This window comes from Acidovorax sp. GW101-3H11 (assembly GCF_001633105.1).
Lineage (GTDB): Bacteria > Pseudomonadota > Gammaproteobacteria > Burkholderiales > Burkholderiaceae_C > Acidovorax.
Genome location: NZ_LUKZ01000009.1, coordinates 1265009 through 1278522, shown reverse-complemented (window position 1 = coordinate 1278522; position 13514 = coordinate 1265009). Strand labels below are relative to the sequence as shown.

The window sequence follows — 13514 nt, the reverse complement described above, 5'->3', positions numbered from 1 at the left end:
CGGAAGATACAACGCCACCCATGCCCTGCGGGCGCGCCGCCCCACTGCGCGCCCGATCAGGTGCCCGCCCGCTCCAGCATCGCATGCAGCAGCACGTTGCAGCCCGCCTCGATGTGCTCGGGTTTCGCATCCTCGATCTCGTTGTGGCTGATGCCGTCCTTGCAGGGGATGAAGATCATGCCGCTGGGTGCGAGCTTGGCCATGTAGACGGCGTCGTGCCCCGCGCCCGACACGGCGGGCATGTGGCTGTAGCCCAGCTTGGCGGCGGCGCGGCCCACGGCATCCACACACTCGGGCTGGAAGAGTTGCGCGGGGTAGCTGGACACCATCTCGATGTGCACCTGCACACCGTGTTCTTGGGCCACCTGGTCGGCAAAGGCCTTGACCTCGGCGGCCATGGCGTCCACCAGCGCGTCGGTGCTGTTGCGCAGGTCGATGCTGAATTTGACCCGGCCGGGGATGACGTTGCGGCTGTTGGGGAAGACTTGCACCATGCCCACGGTGCCGCGCCCGTGCGGCGGGTGGCGGTGGGCGGCGGCGACTACGTCTTGCATGATGCGTGTGGCGGCCAGCATCGCGTCCTTGCGCAGGGCCATGGGCGTGGGGCCCGCGTGGGCTTCCATGCCGGTGACGGTGCAGTCAAACCAGCGGATGCCCAGCACGCCGCTGACGACGCCAATGGTCTTGTCGTTGTCTTCCAGCACCGGGCCTTGTTCGATGTGGGTCTCGAAGTAGGCGCCGATGGGGTGGTCGCCGGGCTCCTGGTCTCCGATGTAGCCGATGCGCTCGAGTTCGCCCTTCACCGTTTTGCCTTCGGTGTCGGTGGCGGCGTAGGCGTGCTCCAGCGTGAAGGCCTTGGCGAACACGCCCGAGCCCATCATCACGGGCACGAAACGGCTGCCTTCTTCGTTGGTCCAGAACGCGACTTCGATGGGGGCTTCGGTTTCGATGCCATGATCGTTGAGCGTGCGCACCACTTCGATGCCGGCGAGCACGCCGTAGTTGCCGTCGAACTTGCCGCCCGTGGGCTGGGTGTCGATGTGGCTGCCAGTCATGATGGGGGGCAGGTTGTTGTTGCGCCCAGGGCGGCGCATGAAGCCGTTGCCGATCTTGTCGATGGTCACGGTCATGCCGGCCTCGCGCGCCCAGCGGGTCACCAGGTCACGGCCTTGTTTGTCCAGATCGGTGAGGGTGAGGCGGCACACGCCGCCTTTGGGGGTGGCGCCGATCTGGGCCAGCTCCATGAGCGAATCCCACAGGCGCTGGCCGTTGATGCGCAGGTTTTCGATGTTGGGTTTGACTTGGGTGTTCATGGTGTTCTCCGGGGGTGTCTGAGATGCCAGTTCCTTCACTACCCGTTCGGGCTGAGCCTGTCGAAGCCGGGGCAGTGAAGGCCTTCGACAAGCTCAGGCTGAACGGGCTGCTGGGGAAGTTGCCTGCGGTAGCGCCTGCATCAGCTGCGCGCCACTGCCGCAGGGGCCAGGTCCTGCGCGCGCTTTTGCACGGCCTGGAAGTTGGCGCCAAACGCGGGGCGCTTGATGTAGCGGCCTTTGCCCTGCTCGGCCCGCAGGTCGCCGTTGGAAAACACCACGCGCCCCTGGCTCACGGTGTGAGTCGGGATGCCGCGCACGGTGCGACCTTCGAAGATGTTGAAGTCGCCCTTGCTGAACTGCGTCTTGGCCGAGAAGGTCTTGGTGCCTTGCGGGTCCCACAGCACCAGGTCGGCATCGGCGCCTTCGCCGATAAAGCCCTTGCGCGGGTAGATGTTGAACAGCTTGGCCGCGTTGGCCGAGGTGATGGCCACAAACTCGCTGGGCGTGAGGCGCCCGGTGTTCACGCCGCCATCCCACAGCGCGGCCATGCGTTCTTCCACGCCGCCCGTGCCGTTGGGAATCTTTGCGAAGTTCTCTTTGCCCATGGCCTTTTGCGCGGCGCAGAAGGTGCAATGGTCTGTGGCCGTGGTGTGCAGCTGGCCCGACTGCAGGCCGCGCCACAACGCCTCCTGGTGGCCCTTGGGGCGGAAGGGCGGGCTCATCACATAGGCAGCGGCCTTGGCAAAGTCAGGGTCGCGGTACACGCTGTCGTCCACCAGAAGGTGGCCCGCCAGCACCTCGCCGTACACGCGCTGGCCGCGCGCCCGGGCGCGGGCAATCGCGTCGGCGGATTCCATGCAGCTCACATGCACCACGTAGATGGGCACGCCCAGCACATCGGCAATGGCGATGGCGCGGTTGGCGGCCTCGGCCTCCACCATGGGCGGGCGCGACAGTGGGTGGCCCTCGGGGCCGGTGATGCCCATCTTGGCGACCTCTTGCTGCAGCAGGTAGACCAGCTCGCCGTTTTCGGCGTGCACCGTGGGCATGGCCCCGAGTTCGAGCGCGCGCTTGAAGCTGTTCACCAGGGTTTCGTCGTCGCACATGATGGCGTTCTTATAGGCCATGAAGTGCTTGAAGCTGTTCACGCCCTCCTGCTGCACCAGCGTGCCCATGTCGGCGCGCACCTGCTCGCTCCACCAGGTGATAGCGACGTGAAACGAATAGTCGGCGGCGGACTTCTCCGCCCAGCCGCGCCATTTGCGATAAGCATCCAGGATGGGTTCTTGCGGGTCGGGGATCACGAAGTCGATGATGCTCGTGGTGCCACCGGCCAGCGCGGCGGCCGTGCCGGTGAAGAAGTCGTCCATGGTGACGGTGCCCATGAACGGCAACTGCATGTGGGTGTGCGGGTCGATGCCGCCGGGCAGCACGTACTGGCCGCTGGCGTCCAGCACCTGCGCGCCTGCAGGGGCCTGCGCCGCAGCCCCATCCCCCACGGCCACGATGCGGCCATCGACGCACAACACATCGGCGCGCTGTTCACGGTCGGCGTTGACCACGGTGCCACCGCGGATCACAAGGGCTTGGGTCATGGGGGTCTCCTTCAGGGATGCGGATCAGGTCAAAAAAAGCCCTGCACTGGCACCAGGCCCAGGCAGGGCCAAGGGGTCACTTCTTCTTTGCAGTCAGGTAGTAATAGGTGCCGGCCACGGCCAGGCTGAAGAACCAGCCAAAGTCGAACAGCGCCAGCAGCAGGCCGGGCACAGCCGCCTTGTCGATCACGCCCGACACGGCCAGGTAGCCCGGCAGGCAGGGCAGCACACCCAGCGCAAAGGCAATCAGCGCCTGCACGTTCCAGCCATTGCTGTACTCGTATTCGCCGCCACGGCGGTACAGGTCGTCCACCTTCAGCTCGCTCTTGCGCACCAGGTAATAGTCCACCAGCAGGATGCCCGCAATGGCGCCCAGCAGCGTGCCGTAGCCGCCCAGCCAGGTGAACAGGTAGCCGCCCGAGGTGGCCAGCAGCTTCCAGGGCATGAACACCAAGCCAATCAGCGCGGCGATCAGGCCACCCATGCGGAAGCTGATCTTGGACGGTGCGACCTGGCTGAAGTCGTACGAAGGCGACACCAGGTTGGCGGCCACGTTGGTCGTCAGGTTGGCCAGCAGGATCACCAGCAGGCCCACGCCCGCAGCCACGCTGCCCATTTGCGTGAGCAAGCCGTCGGGGAACAACTGTGCCTTGCCATACAGGATGGCCGATGCCGAGAAGCCAATCACACCCACCATGGAGAACAGCGCCATGGGAATCGGCAGGCCAATCGCCTGGCCCATGACCTGATCCTTTTGCGTCTTGGCAAAGCGTGTGAAGTCGGGAATGTTGAGTGCCAGAGTGGCCCAGAAGCCCACCAGGCCCGTCAATGCTGCCCAAGTCTTGGGGCCACCTTCGACCACCTTGGCAGGCAGGTTGAAGAGCTGGCCCGAAGGCACCTTCATCATCAGCACCACGACGAGCACGATGGACGCAATGATCATCAGCGGCGCGGCGATCACTTCGAGCTTGCGGATGGACTCTGGGCCCTTCCAGATGAAGTAAATGTGCACTGCCCAGAACGCGAGGAAACACATGAACTGCGAGGTGCTGATGGTCTGCCCCTCCGCCGGGCCCGCGAGCCCCATGCCCAGGATGTTCAGGAAGCCATGCAGCGCCAACGCGCCAAAGTAGCAGTTGATGGAGAACCAGCCACACGCCACCAGGCCCCGCAGTACAGCGGGCAGGTTGGCGCCTTTCACACCGAACGAAGCACGTGCCAGCACGGGGAACGGCACACCATATTTGGGCCCCACGCGGCCGATCAGCACCATGGGCACGAGCACGATGCAGTTGGCCAGGAACACCAGCCACACCGCCATCTGCCAGGTGAAGCCCTGGTCGAGCATGGAGCTGGCCATGGTGTAGGTGGGCACACACACGACCATGCCCACCCAAAGTGCGGCGAAGTCTTTCCAGGTCCAGTGTCGCTGCGCGGCGGTGGTGGGGAGCAGATCTTCATTGGCGAGCGTGTTGGAGGCTCCGCCGGGCATTAGCCCCGCCACGTGGGCAGCGCTGCCGGTACTGTTGGTCATGCCTGTACTCCTGTCAAAGACGTCGTTGGGGTTGCACACAACCCGCCGTCTGTTTCAGCGCCCTCACGCTGGCAGATGGCGGGCAAAGGGAAGCGAGCGATGCTAGAGATCACGCAAGAACTGCACCAGATGCAGTGCAGCATGCGTTGCAAATCAGCACCACAACGGGTGCTGTCACAACGCCTTGCAGGGTCTGTGGCACACGCACGCATGGGCCGCATATCAAGCCGCTGCGGACACGCGCTGCGGGTTGTTGGGGTGCGTGGTCCAGTTGGCGTATTCGCCCGTCACTTTCTTGCCTGTGCGCACATCCACTTCGCCCGGCTCCAGCGCGCGCATGGTGATGCACTCAGGCACGGGGCAGATCGACACACAGAGGTTGCAGCCCACGCACTCGGCCTCGTTGATCTCGAACTTGCGCACGCCACCCTCTTTGGTGAAGGTAATGGCCTGGTGCGAGGTGTCTTCGCACACCACATGGCAGCGGCCGCACTGGATGCAGGCGTCCTGGTTGATGACAGCCTTCTCGATGTGGTTGAGGTTGAGGTTCTTCCAGTCCTTCACCGTGGGCACGGCCTGGCCCTTGAAGTCATCCAAGGTGGCATAGCCGTGCTCGTCCATGAAGTTGGACAGGCCGTCGCACATGTCCTGCACGATCTTGAAGCCATACACCATGGCAGCCGTGCACACCTGCACCGTGCCGCAGCCCAGCGCAATGTATTCGGCCGCATCGCGCCAGGTGGTGATGCCGCCGATGCCGCTGATGGGCAGGCCTGCGGTTTGCGCGTCGCGTGCAATCTCCGCCACCATGTTCAGCGCAATGGGCTTGACGGCCGGGCCGCAGTAGCCGCCGTGCGAGCCCCAGCCGTCGGTGCTCGGGCTCATCACCATGCGGTCCAGGTCCACGCCCATGATGGAGTTGATGGTGTTGATGAGCGACACCGCATCCGCCCCACCCGCCTTGGCAGCGCGCGCGGGCTGGCGCACGTCGGTAATGTTGGGCGTGAGCTTCACGATCACGGGCAGCTTGCTGTAGTGCTTGCACCAGGCCGTGACCATCTGGATGTATTCGGGCACCTGGCCCACGGCCGCGCCCATGCCGCGCTCGCTCATGCCATGCGGGCAGCCGAAGTTGAGTTCGATGCCGTCGGCGCCGGTGTCTTCGACGAGCGGCAGGATGGCCTTCCAGCTCTGCTCCTCGCACGGCACCATGAGCGAGACGATCATGGCGCGGTCGGGCCAGTTGCGTTTGACGCGTTTGATCTCTTCGAGGTTGGTCTGCAGCGGCCGGTCGGTGATCAGCTCGATATTGTTCAAGCCGATCACGCGGCGGTCTTGCGACATCAGCGTGGAGTAGCGCGGGCCGTTGACGTTGACCACGGCCGGGTCTTCGCCCAACGTCTTCCACACCACACCGCCCCAGCCCGCCTCGAACGCGCGGGTGACGTTGATCTCTTTATCGGTGGGCGGCGCGGAGGCCAGCCAGAAGGGGTTGGGGCTCTGGATGCCCAGGAAATTGCTGCGAATGTCTGCCATGGGGTGCTCCCGTGAAAACTGAGGTGAAGGGTTCAGGCCACGTCAGGCGCTGAGTGCAGCGTGGATAGAGACAGCGGCAACCTTGCCGTGCTCCACCGCTTCCACCGTGAGGTCGCGGCCGCCCACACGGCAGTCGCCACCCGCCCACACACGCGCCAGGCTGGTCTGGCCTTCGGCATCGGTGGCGATGCGCCCGCCCTCCAGCGCAATGCTCTTGCCCACCGGCTCGGCCACAAAGGTCTGGCCGATGGCCTTGAGCACCATGTCGGCATCGAGCGTGAAGGTCTCGCCGGTTTCCACCAGCTTGCCGCCGCTCAGTGCCGTGGCGGCAAAGCGCACACCCTTCACCGCGCCGTTTTCGCTCAGCACCTCCTTCGGTGCCGCCCAGTGGCGGATGGTCACGCCGTTCGTCTGCGCCCATTGCTGCTCCACGGCCGATGCCGACATGGCCTCGGCGCCCCGGCGGTAGACGATGGTCACTTCTTCGGCGCCCAGCTTGCGCGACTGCACGGCGGCGTCCACCGCCGTCATGCCGCCGCCAATCACCACCACGCGGCGGCCCACGGGCAGGGTGGAGAGGTCGGCGCTCTGGCGCAGTTCGGCGATGAAGTCCACCGCATTGCGCAAACCGGTAGCCGTGGGTTCGGCCACGCCCAGCGCGTTCACACCCTGCAGGCCCAGGCCCAGGAACACAGCGTCGTACGCGCCCAGCAGGCTGTCGAGCGTGATGTCACGGCCCAGTTGCTGGCCCGTGCGCACCTCGATGCCGCCGATGGACAGCAGCCACTCCACTTCCTTCTGCGCAAAGTTGTCGGTGGTCTTGTAGCTGGCCAGGCCGTATTCATTGAGGCCGCCCAACTTGGGGCGCGCCTCGAACAGCACCACGTCATGCCCGCGCACGGCCAGACCATGCGCGCAGGCCAGGCCCGCCGGCCCGGCGCCCACCACGGCCACGCGCTTGCCGGTGGCGGCTGCACGCTGGAACAGGGGTGCACCGGGCTTTTCAAAAAATGCGTCAGTCGCATAGCGCTGCAGCGATCCGATCTCCACCGGCTTGTCTTCGTTAGTGTTGCGCACGCAAGCCTGCTCGCACAGCACCTCGGTGGGGCAGACGCGGGCGCACATGCCGCCCAGCGGGTTGGCCTCCAGGATGGCGCGGGCGGCGCCCCGGTTGTTGTCCTGCGCAATGCGGTGGATGAAGGAGGGAATGTCAATGCCCGTGGGGCAGGCCGTGGCGCAGGGGGCGTCGTGGCAGTAGTAGCAGCGCTCGGCCTCGATGAGGGCCTGCGGCCGGGTGAGCGGCGGGTGTGCGTCGCCGAAGTTGACGGCGTAGTCGGCCAGGTTCAGGCGTGCGGCATGAATGCCGCAGGCACGGCTTGCGGGTGTGTCCATCAGGTTTCCTCCGAGAGAGTGAGGGTGGGGGTCTGGGCGCCCAGGGGACGTGCAAGCGCACGCCGCGCAGCGTTGGAGCGCCAGCCAGGGGCGCCTGCCAATGCGGCACCAGCGCGAATGCTGGTACCCGCAAACTTCGGAGGTTTCATCGTGGTCCTCGCTGTGGGGTGCAGGTGCCCGCTGCTTTGGTGCAGCGGCGCCCTGCGTTGTGGGTCAATTTACCAACGTGTAAAAATTTACCAATTGGTAAAATCCCTAGAGCAAACCGCGTGCCAGCACCACGCCAGCGATTTGCCAGTTTTTGGGCCCTGGCTTGTTCCACAATGGTGCAATGACTGCCGCCGCCTCCCGTCCGCCCCCAGCTCCCTCCGCCCCCCGCCCCCCCAAGGTGCCGCGCACCGCCCCTGGCGACAACGTGGCGCCCCGCGCGCCCAAGGCCTCGCGCCTGGCCAAGGAGCAGGGCATCCTCACCGAAGCCGAGAACCACTTTGCACAGTTCGGCTTCGAGGGCGCCTCGCTGGAGAACATTGCCGCCGCTGCGGGCATCAGCCGCCACAACCTGCTGTATTACTTCCCGAGCAAGGAGGCGCTGTACCAACGGGTGCTGGACGACGTGCTCACCCAGTGGCTGGCGGGCATGGAAGACCTGTCACACAGCGACGACCCCCAGCAGGCGCTGCGGCGCTACATCCGCGCCAAGCTGCACTACTCGCGCACCCGGCCACAAGGCGCCAAGGTGTTCACCAAAGAGGTGATTGCGGGTGCACCACGCTATGGCCAGGCCATCACCGAGCGCGTTGCGCCGCTGCTCAAGACCGAGGTGCGCACCTTCGAGCGCTGGGCGCGCGAGGGCCGCATTGCCAAGGTCAACTTCACGCACCTGATGTTCATCATCTGGTCGGTCACGCAGGCATATGCGGAGCAGGAAGCCCAGTTCGCCCTGCTGCTGGGCAAACCCGCGCTGACGGAGCGCGACTACGAAAAGGCCGAGGAGCTGATCGTGCGCATGGTGCTGAGCGCACTGTCGCCTGATGCGGTGGGCTGAGCGGGTGGCGATGCATCGAGCCCCGGCGCGTCCAGATTTCAATTACTACATATTCGATAGCAAAAAAACCAATATGGTCGCGCGCAAACGGCCTATTTTTCTCATAATTTAGCCCACTCTCACCGGGGGCGCATTGAGCCACCGGCAGGAAAGGCCGCGCCGACAACCCATGCCCGGCCGCATCAACCCTGTTTCTGCTGCCACAGCACATCCAGCACATGCTGGGTGGCGCGCTCCACGCCGCCTTCGCGGTGGGCAATGCCCAGCGGCCGCCACAGCGGGCGCTGCAGGGGCAGCATGCGGATGCGTGGGTCCAGGGGCGCGGCAGACGGGGCCTCGTGGGGCAGCAGCGTGGCGCCATAACCGGCGGCCACCAGGCTCTTGATGGCGTCGTTGTAGTTGAGCTGGATGCGCGCCCGGGGGTGCTCGCCCGCCTGGGCAAACCATTCCTTGCACAGGCGCGACAGGCTGGTGCCCTCGTCGTTCAGGATCAGCGGCTGGCCTGCCAGCCAGCGGGGCGTGGCGCGCCGGGGCGATGCCCAGGCGGCAGGCACAAAGGCCATGACCGGATCGCGCCGCCAGGGCAGCACCGCCACCCCGCGCACGGCGGGCTGCGGCAGCGCCACCAGGCCGATATCCAGCGCCCCGCTGGCCAGCCGGGCCATGGTTTCTGGCGAAGTCAGCACCGCCACCTGCACATCCACGCCTGGGTGGTGCTGGCCCAGCACCTCCAGCGCCTGCGGCAGCAGGTGCGCAATGGCGCCAGTGGATGCGCCCAGGCGCACCCGCCCGGCCAGCCCCTGCACCTGGCGCTGCACCAGGTCCAGGGTTTCGTCCGCGTCGGCCAGCAGGCGCCGCGCGCGCTCGACCAGCGCCTCGCCCACGCCCGACGGTCGCACCTCGCCGCGCTTGCGCACCAGCAGGGGGGCGCCGATGTGGGCCTCCAGGTCGGCGATGTGCAGGCTGACCGTGGGCGGCGCCAGGTGCAGCACGCGTGCGGCCTCGGCAAAGGAGCCGAGGTCGGCAATCGTGACCAGGGTGCGCAGCCGGTCGAGGTTGAGTTCGCGCATGACGTTCAGTAAACCTGATGCTGATGTTTGTGAAATTCAACTTTTCAAAGTTTAGACCGGCGCCGAAGATTGCGCATCCCCCACCCCGCTCGTTCATCCCACCATGGATGCCACGGCAAGCACCCGGAGCCCATCCCATGACCACCTCTCCCCTTGTTTTTATCGACGGCGACCAGGGCACCACCGGCCTGCAGATCCACGAGCGCTTGCGTGGCCGCACCGACCTGCACCTGCTGACCTTGCCCGACGCCGAGCGCAAGAACGCGGCCCGCCGCGCCGAGGCCATCAACCACTGCGACATCGCCATCCTGTGCCTGCCCGATGGGGCTGCGCGTGAGGCCGTGACCGCCATCACCAACCCGGCTGTGCAGGTGATTGACGCCAGCTCGGCGCATCGCACCGACCCGCAGTGGGTCTATGGTTTTCCGGAACTGGACGCCGCGCAGCCTGCACGCATCGCAAGCGCCCAGCGGGTGAGCAACCCCGGCTGCTACCCCACGGGGGCCGTGGCCCTGCTGCGCCCCCTGGTGCAGGCCGGCCTGCTGGGCCGCGAGCATGCGGTCACGGTGCACGCGGTATCGGGCTACTCGGGCGGCGGGCGGGCGCGCGTGGAGGAGCACGAAGGCCCTGGCGGCGCGCAGGCCCCGGCCTTTCAGCTGTATGGACTGAAGCTGGAGCACAAACACACGCCCGAAATCGCACAGCACGCGGGCCTGGCCCAGCGCCCGATTTTTGTGCCCGCCTACGGCGCGTTCCGCCAGGGCATCGTGCTGAGCATTCCCCTGTTTGTGCACCAGCTGCCTGCGGGTGCCAGCGGCGAGCGGCTGCACGCCTGTCTGCAACAGCACTACGCGGGCGCTGCCCATGTCGAGGTCATGCCCCTGGCGCAGGCCGAAGCCGCCGAACACCTCGACCCGCAGGCCCTCAATGGCACCAACCAGCTGCGGCTGGGCGTGTTCTCCAACGCGCGGCACGGGCAGGTGCTACTCACGGCCGTGTTCGACAACCTGGGCAAGGGCGCCTCGGGCGCGGCAGTGCAGAACCTGGATTTGATGCTGGGCCGCTTCGCGCGGTAGCCACCCACATGGTCCGACCCACCGCCCCGGGGCCCGGCGGCCCGCCTGCCGTGTTGTGTGGCGCAGAGGGGGCGGCGGGCATGGGCTCTGGGCACCCGCCGGGGTGCCCAACAAAGCCCTCACGGTGCTGCGGGGGCTTTCCTGAATCCGAAGAGCACCGGTCTCTACAATAAACAATCCATCCAGATGGTTTGTTAAATGCCCGAAGCCCACCGCCGACCAAAACAGCCCCAACTAATCCGCAGCCAGTTGCTGGCGGTGGTGCGCGACCTGCTGGTGCGCGAGGGCCCTCACGCCGTCACGCTGGAGGCCGTGGCGCACCGCGCCAACGTGACCAAGGGGGGCCTGCAGCATCACTTTCGCAGCAAGCAGGCCTTGCTTGATGCGCTGTCCGAGCAGTTGTTTGAAGAGTTTGAGCACAGCTACGGCACTGCCCTGCAACAGGAAGCCGACACCCCCGGCCGCCACGCGCGCGCCTACATCCGCACCTGTTTCGATGGCCAGGCCGACTGCAACCGGGTCGATACCCAGCGCGCCATCGGCCTGCTGGCACTCACCTCCCCCGCCTGCCGGGAGCGCTGGCACGCCGCGATGCAAGCCGCCCTGGCAGCCGATGGGCCCGACGCAGACACCGCCAACCTGCTGCTCCTGTGCCGCCTGGCGGGCGACGGCTTCTGGTTTGCACAAATGCTGGATGTGTACGAACTCAGCGCACAGCGCCGGGCAGACCTGCTGGCGCTGCTGCTGAAGCTCTGCGGTGGCGAGGTGCAGCCATGAGCGCCGCCACGCCCGCCTCCAGCTACCTGCTGCTCGGCCTGGCCATCCTGGCGGAGGTGCTGGGCACCTCGGCGCTCAAGGCGTCGGACGGTTTCACGCGGCTGGTGCCCAGCCTGGTCACGGCCGTGGCCTACATGGTGTCGTTCTACCTGCTATCGCTCACGCTGCGCACCCTGCCCATCGGCATTGCCTACGCCATCTGGTCCGGGGTGGGCATCGTGCTGATTTCTGCCGTGGGCTGGCTGCTGTACGGGCAGCGCCTCGATGCGCCCGCCGTGCTGGGGCTGGGCCTGATTGTGGCGGGCGTGCTGGTGGTGAACCTGTTTTCCCGCAGCGTGGGCCACTGACCTCTGCACCACCACCGTGCCGGCACCACCGTCGTCCGCGGCGCACACACGCCTTTGTTTTTGACCAGCCCGCCCCATGACCACCACCCTTGCCGACCTGACCCTGTCCCGCGCCGACCTGGCAGACCTGGCCGCAGACCCGCATGCCGTGCTGCATTTTGAGCACTGCGCCTTCGATGGCGCCGACCTGTCGGGGTTGGCGCTGCGGGGTGCCCAGTTCCTGGGCTGCTCGTTGGCAGAAACGGTGCTGGACAAGGCCAACCTGAGCGATACCCGCTGGCTGGACTGCCGCGCCGGGGCGGCCCGTTTCCAGCTTGCAAACCTGAGCGATGCGCGTTTTCACCGTTGTGACCTGAACAACACCGACTGGACCAGAGCCACGCTCGCCTCGGCACGGTTTGCCGAAGTCAAACTGACGGGCGCGCAGTTTCGCGAGGCGCAGACCCTGGGCCTGGGCTTTCACGACTCCCTGCTGGTGGGCGCCGACCTCCGGGGCATCTCGTTTCGCAAGCAAACCATTGAACAACTGGATCTGTCCGATGCCGATGTGTCGGGCTGCGACTTCCGGGACGCCATTTTTGAAGGTGGCAGCCTGCGCGATGCCCACCTCAAAAACGCGCGGTTTGATGGTGCCGATCTGCGGGCTGCAGACCTCGGCGGCTTGCGCATTACCGCGCTGGCGCAGTTCTTCAAGGGCGCGATCCTCTCGACCGACCAGGCTGCCGCGCTGGTCAGCGGCCTGGGCATTCGGGTTGTATGAGCCGCCCCGGGGCGGCGCAGCCACAAGCCCCAACAAAAAGGGCTCCCGATGGGAGCCCGATCTGTTTGATTTGCAGCCCCGGGGAAAAACACTCCCCATGGCAGCAGCACCCCGCCAACGCGGCGTGCCACCACCATGGGAAGGCCCGCAACTGCGTCAACCGATTACATGGCGCTGAATTCGCCCGAAGGGATCTGGCCGGTGCGCAGGGCTTCAGCAGCCTGGGCACGCACAGCGGCACGGTCGGCCGTGGACTTGTAGGTCACCACGCGCGAACCAGCGGGTTCGATGCTGCGGGTCTGGGCCACGGTAGCGGCTTCAGCAGCCACTTCGGCGCGGGTGCGGTTCGTGTCGAACTTCAGGGCAAATTGCGAGCTGTCGGCTTCGTCAGCGTGGGCGCCGAAGGCAGAGAAAGCAGCCACAGCGGCGATGGAGAGGAWRCGWGCGGTCTTGTTCATGGTGAAACTCCGGTGAAATTCAAAAAAGAGGGATGTACTGGGCAATACGAAACAGGAAGAGCGGTGGATTCAGCGAATCAGGCGCTGACCAATCAACCACGCTCGCCGTAAGCGATCTGGCCGGTGCGCACAGCRTCRGCAGCCTGGGCACGCACAGCAGCGCGATCGGCGGTGCTCTTGTAGGTCACGACACGCGAACCAGCGGGTTCGATGCTGCGGGTCTGGGCGACGGTGGCGGCTTCAGCGGCCACTTCGGCGCGGGTGCGGTTGGTTTCAAACTTCGTGGCGAACTGCGAAGCATCAGCTTCGTCAGCGTGGGCACCAAAAGAGGCGAAAGCAGCGACAGCGGCGATGGAGAGGAAACGTGCGGTGTTGTTCATGATGAAAATCCTTGAAGTTAAAAAGCGTCTCAAAAAAACCGGGTCAAAAAACCAATCCTGAACCGGGTTCGGTGAGTCGCCTTGCGGGTTCGGCTCATCGATGGGTTGAACTGTACGCCGATGGTGTTCAGGGAAAAACCGCTCAGTCGCAAACTGACTGTTCCAGTTTTGGAAACAGTGGGCGCGCACGAAGCGCGCGCCTGTGCCGAATTGGCGCAGCGCCCCGCAGGG

The 13514-nt window shown here is 66.0% G+C and carries 13 protein-coding genes; 5 read left to right on the top strand and 8 right to left on the bottom strand.

Annotation, left to right across the window (positions count from 1 at the left end; all coding sequences use genetic code 11):
• Positions 1-56 precede the first annotated feature (56 nt).
• From A1D30_RS11850 to A1D30_RS11830, 5 genes are all read right to left on the bottom strand, one after another.
• Positions 57-1313, bottom strand: a complete 1257-nt coding sequence (locus A1D30_RS11850) for a Zn-dependent hydrolase (RefSeq protein ID WP_063460804.1) — start codon at positions 1311-1313, stop codon at positions 57-59.
• Positions 1314-1453: 140 nt separating this feature from the next.
• Entirely contained in the window at positions 1454-2908 is a 1455-nt protein-coding gene (hydA, locus tag A1D30_RS11845) for a dihydropyrimidinase (protein ID WP_063460803.1), read from the bottom strand.
• Between the two features lie 76 nt (positions 2909-2984).
• Positions 2985-4442: an NCS1 family nucleobase:cation symporter-1 gene (locus tag A1D30_RS11840; RefSeq protein ID WP_063460802.1), complete on the bottom strand. Its 1458-nt coding sequence runs from the start codon at positions 4440-4442 to the stop codon at positions 2985-2987.
• Between the two features lie 222 nt (positions 4443-4664).
• Positions 4665-5978, bottom strand: a complete 1314-nt coding sequence (gene preA, locus A1D30_RS11835; protein WP_063460801.1) for an NAD-dependent dihydropyrimidine dehydrogenase subunit PreA — start codon at positions 5976-5978, stop codon at positions 4665-4667.
• Positions 5979-6020: 42 nt separating this feature from the next.
• Positions 6021-7370 (bottom strand): NAD(P)-dependent oxidoreductase, encoded by a 1350-nt coding sequence (locus tag A1D30_RS11830; RefSeq protein WP_063460800.1) that lies wholly within the window; start codon positions 7368-7370, stop codon positions 6021-6023.
• 331 nt (positions 7371-7701) lie between these two features.
• On the opposite strand from A1D30_RS11830, the gene A1D30_RS11825 reads away from it, so the two are divergent.
• Positions 7702-8415, top strand: a complete 714-nt coding sequence (locus A1D30_RS11825; protein ID WP_199865958.1) for a TetR/AcrR family transcriptional regulator — start codon at positions 7702-7704, stop codon at positions 8413-8415.
• A gap of 182 nt (positions 8416-8597) precedes the next feature.
• On the opposite strand, the gene A1D30_RS11820 is transcribed toward A1D30_RS11825, so the two are convergent.
• Complete coding sequence (locus A1D30_RS11820) at positions 8598-9485, bottom strand: LysR family transcriptional regulator (protein ID WP_063460799.1); 888 nt, start codon at positions 9483-9485, stop codon at positions 8598-8600.
• A gap of 137 nt (positions 9486-9622) precedes the next feature.
• Here A1D30_RS11820 and argC point away from each other — a divergent pair, with 137 nt between their 5' ends.
• From argC to A1D30_RS11800, 4 genes are all read left to right on the top strand, one after another.
• Complete coding sequence (gene argC, locus A1D30_RS11815) at positions 9623-10561, top strand: N-acetyl-gamma-glutamyl-phosphate reductase (protein ID WP_063460798.1); 939 nt, start codon at positions 9623-9625, stop codon at positions 10559-10561.
• A 198-nt stretch (positions 10562-10759) separates the two neighbouring features.
• Positions 10760-11338: a TetR/AcrR family transcriptional regulator gene (locus A1D30_RS11810; RefSeq protein ID WP_063460797.1), complete on the top strand. Its 579-nt coding sequence runs from the start codon at positions 10760-10762 to the stop codon at positions 11336-11338.
• Positions 11335-11685: an SMR family transporter gene (locus A1D30_RS11805; protein ID WP_063460796.1), complete on the top strand. Its 351-nt coding sequence runs from the start codon at positions 11335-11337 to the stop codon at positions 11683-11685. The genes A1D30_RS11810 and A1D30_RS11805 overlap by 4 nt, the downstream gene beginning before the upstream one ends.
• Before the next feature lie 76 nt (positions 11686-11761).
• Positions 11762-12445, top strand: coding sequence for a pentapeptide repeat-containing protein (locus tag A1D30_RS11800; RefSeq protein WP_063460795.1), 684 nt, complete (start codon positions 11762-11764; stop codon positions 12443-12445).
• A 164-nt stretch (positions 12446-12609) separates the two neighbouring features.
• Here A1D30_RS11800 and A1D30_RS11795 read toward each other — a convergent pair whose 3' ends face one another.
• Together A1D30_RS11795 and A1D30_RS11790 are read right to left on the bottom strand one after the other, a co-directional pair.
• A complete protein-coding gene (locus A1D30_RS11795; protein WP_063460794.1) occupies positions 12610-12903 on the bottom strand; it encodes a hypothetical protein in 294 nt (97 codons plus the stop codon).
• A gap of 92 nt (positions 12904-12995) precedes the next feature.
• Positions 12996-13283 (bottom strand): hypothetical protein, encoded by a 288-nt coding sequence (locus A1D30_RS11790; protein ID WP_063459199.1) that lies wholly within the window; start codon positions 13281-13283, stop codon positions 12996-12998.
• Positions 13284-13514: the final 231 nt, after the last annotated feature.